This is a genomic window from Aeromicrobium sp. PFPM2_SD2 (genome assembly GCF_057364525.1).
This window is the reverse complement of the sequence record NZ_JBNFNZ010000265.1, coordinates 1-3,601: the sequence shown is the minus strand read 5'-3', so window position 1 is coordinate 3,601 and position 3,601 is coordinate 1. Positions and strand designations below refer to the sequence as shown.

The window sequence follows — 3,601 nt, the reverse complement described above, 5'->3', positions numbered from 1 at the left end:
CGGCCGTCGACGAGCGCGACGGCCGCGTCCGCCTGGCCGGCGAGGAGTGGTCGGCCCGGACGGCCGAGCGCGACCTCGTCATCGACCCCGACGCCGACGTGGTCGTCGTCGCCATCGACGGCGCGACCGCCGTCGTCCAGCCCGACCCCGACCCACGAAAGGGGCCGTGATGCTCGGCTCAGCCGTGACCGTGGCCGTCGTCCTGCTCGCCATCCTCGCGGTGGCGGTCGTGTCGATGACCGTCAAGATCGTCCCGCAGGCGCGCGCCGGCATCGTCGAGCGCTTCGGCAAGTACCGCACCACCCTGTCGGCCGGCCTCAACATCGTCGTGCCGTTCATCGACAAGGTGCGCTACAAGATCGACCTGCGCGAGCAGGTCGTCTCGTTCCCGCCGCAGCCAGTGATCACCGAGGACAACCTCGTCGTCTCCATCGACACGGTCATCTACTTCCAGGTGACCGACGCGGTGGCCGCGACCTACGAGATCGCCAACTACATCCAGGCGATCGAGCAGCTCACCATGACGACGCTGCGCAACATCATCGGCGGCATGACGCTCGAGCACGCGCTCACCAGCCGCGACCAGATCAACTCCGGCCTGCGCGGCGAGCTCGACGGCGCGACCGGCCGCTGGGGCATCCGCGTGAACCGGGTCGAGCTCAAGGGCATCGACCCGCCGCCGTCGATCATCGACGCGATGGAGAAGCAGATGCGTGCCGAGCGCGACAAGCGCGCCGCGATCCTCACCGCCGAGGGCGACCGCCAGTCGGCGATCCTCACCGCCGAGGGCGAGAAGCAGTCGGCCATCCTCACGGCCGAGGGCGACCGGCAGGCGGCGATCCTGCGGGCCCAGGCCGACCGCCAGGCCGCGATCCTGCGGGCCCAGGGCGAGGCCCAGGCCATCGAGGCCGTCTTCCAGGCCATCCACGACGGCAACCCGGACCAGAAGCTGCTGTCGTACCAGTACCTGCAGATGCTGCCGAAGATCGCCGAGGGCGAGGGCAGCACGGTGTGGGTCATCCCGGCCGAGCTGACCGAGGCGCTGGGCACCATCGGCGGCGCGATCGGCAAGATCCCGGTCGACGGCGGCGGCAGCAAGCGGCGCGTCGACCTGGACGAGGAGGTCGTGGACGAGCAGGCCTCGCAGACGTCGGCGGCCGTCGAGGAGGCGCTCGAGGCGGCCAAGGAGGCCGAGGCCCCCGGCCTGGGCACCCCCGAGAAGTAGTCACCCGGGTTCGGCTCCGCCGAGATTCGTGAGGAAGTCGACCCCGTCCAGCGCGGACGGGGTCGACTTCTTCACATCTCGCGGCGGAGCCGCGCTCGGGTGCGGGTCAGTGCTGGTAGGTGCCGTGCAGGATCGCCCGGCCCAGGGTCTTGAACGCCAGGTTGAAGCCGACGACGGCGGGGGAGACCGAGGCGTCGACGCGAGGTCTCCTCGCCGACCGCGTGGACGACGAAGAAGTAGCGGTGCGGCTGGTCGCCCTGCGGCGGGGCCGCGCCGGTGAAGTCGAGCGACCCGGCGTCGTTGCGCACGTGGAAGGCGCCGCCGGGCAGCGTGTCGTCCGAGGCGCCGGCCCCGGCGTCCAGGCTGGTGACGGACGCCGGCAGGTCCACGACGGTCCAGTGCCAGAAGCCGGACACCGTCGGCGCGTCCGGGTCGAAGCAGGTGACGACGTAGGACTTCGTGCCCTCGGGGGCGCCGCACCACGAGAGCTGCGGCGACGTGTTGCCCAGGGCGCCCACCTGGTCGTCCTGGAGCGGCTGACCGTCGGTGACGTCGTCGCTGGTGACGGTGAAGCTCGCGACGGCGGGCAGGAGCGGGTACGGGTCCGGGGTGACGGGTCGGTCGAGGCTCATGCTCCGTACGCTAACGGCGTGGCTGCGATCGTGACACTGGACGACCCGACCGACCCGCGGCTGCGCGACTACACCGACCTGCGCGACGTGCACCTGCGCAAGCTGCTGGAGTCCGAGCGCGGGATCTTCCTGGCCGAGGGCGAGAAGGTCGTCCGGCGGGCGCTGGAGTCCGGGCACGAGGCGCGCTCGTTCCTCATGTCGCCGCGCTGGCTCGAGCCCCTGGCCGACCTGCTGGAGGCGAGCGACGCGACCTGCTTCGTCCTGCCCGACAGCGCGATCGAGCAGCTGACCGGCTTCCACGTGCACCGCGGCGCCCTGGCCGCGCTCGAGCGCCGGCCGCTGCCGTCCCCGCAGGACGTCCTGCGCGACGCGCGGCGGGTCGTCGTGCTCGAGGACCTGGCCGACCACACCAACGTCGGCGCCGCCTTCCGCAACGTGGCCGCGTTCGGGTTCGACGCCGTGCTGCTCTCGCCGCGCTGCGCCGACCCGCTCTACCGGCGGGCGGTGAAGGTGGCGATGGGCACGGTGTTCTGGCTGCCGTACGCGCGCATCGACGACTGGTACGCGGCACCCGACATGCTGCGCGAGGCCGGCTTCACGACCTACGCGATGACGCTGGCCGACGACGCCGTCCCGCTCGACCAGGCCCCGCCGGCCGAGCGGACCGCGCTGGTCTTCGGCTCCGAGGGGCACGGGCTGTCCCACCGGTGGAGTCGGCCGCGGACCACCGCGTGACGATCCCGATGGCGCCGCAGATCGACTCGCTCAACATCGCCGCGTCGGTGGCCGTCGCCTGCTGGCAGATGCGCCCCACCGCGCCCTGAGCCTCGTCGACGGGGCTTCGGCGGGCTCGGCCGGCGCGGGTCAGTCCTCGTCGGTGGCGGGGGAGACCGGCCAGTCGTCCGGGTAGTGCTCGGCGACCTGCTCGTGCTGCTTGTAGAGCTTCTTGCGCAGCCGGTTCGGGACGCGGTCGCCGAACACCGTGCCGTGCAGGTGGTCGGTCTCGTGCTGCAGGCAGCGGGCCAGGACGCCCGTGCCCTCGAACGCGACGGGGTCGCCGTTCTCGTCGGTGCCGGTCACCCAGGCCCGGTCGGGCCGCGCGCACTCGACGAACGCGCCGGGCAGCGACAGGCAGCCCTCGTCGTCGGGGTCGAGCTGGCGGTCGGCGCCCTCGGGGAGCGTGAGGACCGGGTTGCAGACGACGCCGGTGACGCGCTCGTGGTCGGCGTCGGGGCAGTCGAAGACGAAGACCTTGAGGTCCCGGCCGACCTGGTTGGCGGCCAGGCCGACGCCATTGGCCGCGTACATCGTGGCCACCATGTCGGCGACCAGGGTGCGGAGCTCGTCGTCGTACGTCGTCACGTCGCGCAGCTCGTGGTGCATGACCGGGGTGCCCCACCGGGTGATGGGCAGGACCTTGCCGCCCTCGGGCAACGGACGCGACTGGCTCGACACACGCTCTCCTTGTTCGTCGTACAGCACCGGTGAGCCTATCGAAGCGCCTGCGGGGCGGCGCCCTGGACCGGGGGCCGCACTTTCGGATACTGTCGGTATCTGACGTTGTCACGCGACAGGAGCCCGCATGCCCGTGCGCACCGACCCCCTGGCCGCCGGCCTGGCCGTCCCTCAACCGGCTCGCCGGATCGGCGATGCTCGACCGCCTGCGGCTGCGCAGCTCCGCCGAACGGGGCGGTGTACCACGGCGCCCGTGGCGGGTTCGCCGTCGCGACGAAGGCCGGCCGCG

The 3,601-nt window shown here is 72.4% G+C and carries 4 protein-coding genes and 1 pseudogene; 3 read left to right on the top strand and 2 right to left on the bottom strand.

Features of this window, described 5'->3' with window-relative positions:
- Together AC2W7G_RS11765 and AC2W7G_RS11760 are read left to right on the top strand one after the other, a co-directional pair.
- Positions 1-170: NfeD family protein (locus AC2W7G_RS11765; RefSeq protein WP_485868604.1), on the top strand; the 170-nt coding region annotated here is incomplete at its 5' end.
- Positions 170-1,225, top strand: a complete 1,056-nt coding sequence (locus tag AC2W7G_RS11760; protein WP_485868603.1) for an SPFH domain-containing protein — start codon at positions 170-172, stop codon at positions 1,223-1,225. The genes AC2W7G_RS11765 and AC2W7G_RS11760, both read left to right, overlap by 1 nt.
- A gap of 71 nt (positions 1,226-1,296) precedes the next feature.
- On the opposite strand, the gene AC2W7G_RS11755 is transcribed toward AC2W7G_RS11760, so the two are convergent.
- Complete coding sequence (locus tag AC2W7G_RS11755; RefSeq protein WP_485868602.1) at positions 1,297-1,857, bottom strand: YbhB/YbcL family Raf kinase inhibitor-like protein; 561 nt, start codon at positions 1,855-1,857, stop codon at positions 1,297-1,299.
- An 18-nt stretch (positions 1,858-1,875) separates the two neighbouring features.
- Between AC2W7G_RS11755 and AC2W7G_RS11750 the strand changes: the two are divergent.
- Positions 1,876-2,681: pseudogene (locus AC2W7G_RS11750) on the top strand (TrmH family RNA methyltransferase).
- 40 nt (positions 2,682-2,721) lie between these two features.
- On the opposite strand, the gene def reads toward AC2W7G_RS11750, so the two are convergent.
- The gene (def, locus tag AC2W7G_RS11745; RefSeq protein ID WP_485868601.1) at positions 2,722-3,339 is read right to left on the bottom strand and encodes a peptide deformylase; all 618 of its coding nucleotides are present in this window, start codon (positions 3,337-3,339) and stop codon (positions 2,722-2,724) included.
- Positions 3,340-3,601 lie beyond the last annotated feature (262 nt).

What these genes read in the sequence shown, in the direction of transcription:
- AC2W7G_RS11755 (WP_485868602.1), bottom strand. Translation starts at nt 1,857, where the DNA reads ATGAGCCTCGACCGACCCGTCACCCCGGACCCGTACCCGCTCCTGCCC.
- AC2W7G_RS11760 (WP_485868603.1), top strand. Translation starts at nt 170, where the DNA reads ATGCTCGGCTCAGCCGTGACCGTGGCCGTCGTCCTGCTCGCCATCCTC.